We start from the raw sequence: 2,129 nt of genomic DNA, 5'->3' as shown, positions 1-2,129 counted from the left end.
GGGCTACACCAAATTACATGTGCGTACCCTACAACCCCCGGTTGTACTGGCTGCGCCGCGGCGGACCTGCGCCCGCCGACGTCGGGCGGCGGCCGCGGCCGCGGCGGCGGGTCCGTTGCCGCGGCCGGTCAGCGGTTCGCGGCCTCGCGCAGCGCGCCGATCTGCTCCCACAGCACCGAGGGGGTGGCGAAGGTCTCCAGCGACAGCGCCTCGTCCGTGAACCGGACGTCGTACGCCTGCTCCAGGGACCCCAGCAGCTCGACCACGCCGAGCGAGTCCAGGCCCACGGCCCGCAGATCGGTGTCGGCCTCAAGCGGCTCTTCCGCACTGAGGAACGGCAGGTACTCCCGCAGAAGTTCCTCGAAATTCTTGTCCCAGCCCATGGTGACCCCAGTCTTTTCGCAGTGTTGTTCGTCGTTTCCCAAGCACGTGACGTTAGGACCGGCGGCGGCCGCCCGGGAACCCCGGCCTGACCCCTAACCCGCGAAGAAAACAACACGTCCCTTTCGGAGTGATGCATGTCTGACACCAAGCGCCACGCCTTGTACGAGCGCTTCCGCCGCGGGCTGGCCCTGTCCCCCGACCGTCCCGCCCTGCGGATCGGCACCGAGACCCACACCTACCGCGAGCTGCACGAGCAGGCCCTCACCTGGGCCGGCTCCCTCGGCTCCGCCCGGGTCGTCGGCGTCCTCGCCGGCAAGAGCGCGACCGCGTACGCCGGCATCCTCGGCGGGCTCTACGCGGGCGCCACCGTCGTTCCGCTGCACCCCGACTTCCCCGCCGTCCGCACCCGGCACATGCTCGAACTGTCCGGCGCGGCCGCCCTGATCGTCGACGACCAGGGCCGCGCCGCCCTCGGCGAGGGCCTCGGCATCCCCGGCATACCGCTCGTCGAACCCGACCCGGCCCGCGCCCTCGACGAGCCGCGCCCCGTCGCGGCCACCGACACCGCGTACATGCTGTTCACCTCGGGCTCCACCGGCCGCCCCAAGGGCGTGCCCATCAGCCACGGCAGCACGCACCACTACTTCGCGCTCCTCGACGCCCGCTACGGATTCACCCCCGACGACGTCTTCACCCAGACCTTCGACCTGAACTTCGACTGCGGCATGTTCGACCTGTTCTGCGCCTGGGGCGCGGGCGGCGTCGTCGACGTCGTACCGCCGAGCGCCTACCTCGACATGCCGGCCCACCTCGAACGGCGCGGGATCACCGTCTGGTTCTCTACCCCCAGCGCCATCGGCCTGATCCGCCGCATGGGCGGCCTGACCCCCGGCGCGCTGCCCACGCTGCGCTGGAGCTTCTTCGCCGGCGAGGCGCTGCGCGTCCAGGACGCCGCCGACTGGCAGGCCGCCGCACCCGCCTCCACCCTCGAGAACATCTACGGGCCGACCGAGCTGACCGTCACCATCACCGCGTACCGCTGGGACCCGCAGACCTCCCCCGGCCAGGCCGTCAACGGGCTCGTCCCGATCGGCGCCGTCCACGCCGGCCACGATCACGTCCTCCTCGACGAAGACGGCGCCGAGACCGCCGTCGAGGGCGAACTGCTGATCACCGGACCGCAGATGGCCACCGGCTACCTCGACCCGCAGGACGACGGCGGCCGCTTCGTCGAGCGCGACGGCCGCGTCTGGTACCGCACCGGGGACCGGGTCCGCCGGCTGCCCGGCGGCGACCTGATCTACCTGGGCCGGCTGGACTCCCAGGTCCAGGTCCAGGGCTGGCGCGTCGAGCTCGCCGAGGTCGACCACGCGCTGCGCGCCTGCGCGGGCGTCGAGGACGTGGTGACCGTCGCGCGGCCCGTGGACGGCAGCACCGAGCTCGTCGTCTTCTACACCGGCGAGGTCCGTCCGGCGGCCGACCTCGCCCGGAGCCTGCGCGAGGTCCTGCCGCACGGCATGCTGCCCCGCCGCTTCGAGCACGTCCCCGAGTTCCCCCTCAACTCCAACCGCAAGGTGGACCGGCCGGTGCTCGCCGCCCGGGCCGCGGACCTGCTCGCCCCCCGCGCCCGCCGCGCGGCCTGACCCGACCGCACGTCCCCCGGCCGGGTTCCGCGGGGCCCGGCCCGGGTTCAGCCGGGCCCGGCGCGGGCCCCACCGGGTGCGGGCCCGGTTGCGCGGGGTCGT

General features: G+C 73.4%; 2 protein-coding genes. One reads left to right on the top strand and one right to left on the bottom strand.

From position 1 onward, the window contains the following. Positions 1-128: 128 nt before the first annotated feature. On the bottom strand, positions 129-383 hold the full coding sequence (locus ACFXA3_RS41500; RefSeq protein WP_385196527.1) for a phosphopantetheine-binding protein: 255 nt from the start codon (positions 381-383) through the stop codon (positions 129-131). A gap of 135 nt (positions 384-518) precedes the next feature. On the opposite strand from ACFXA3_RS41500, the gene ACFXA3_RS41495 reads away from it, so the two are divergent. After that, positions 519-2,027 (top strand): AMP-binding protein, encoded by a 1,509-nt coding sequence (locus tag ACFXA3_RS41495; protein WP_385196525.1) that lies wholly within the window; start codon positions 519-521, stop codon positions 2,025-2,027. Positions 2,028-2,129: the final 102 nt, after the last annotated feature.

Source organism: Streptomyces sp. NPDC059456 (assembly GCF_042750055.1).
GTDB lineage: Bacteria > Actinomycetota > Actinomycetes > Streptomycetales > Streptomycetaceae > Streptomyces.
This window is presented reverse-complemented; position numbering and strand designations above follow the sequence as displayed.

Bases quoted from the DNA above. Each gene is read 5' to 3' on its own strand.
- ACFXA3_RS41500 (WP_385196527.1), bottom strand. From the start codon at position 383: ATGGGCTGGGACAAGAATTTCGAGGAACTTCTGCGGGAGTACCTGCCG.
- ACFXA3_RS41495 (WP_385196525.1), top strand. From the start codon at position 519: ATGTCTGACACCAAGCGCCACGCCTTGTACGAGCGCTTCCGCCGCGGG.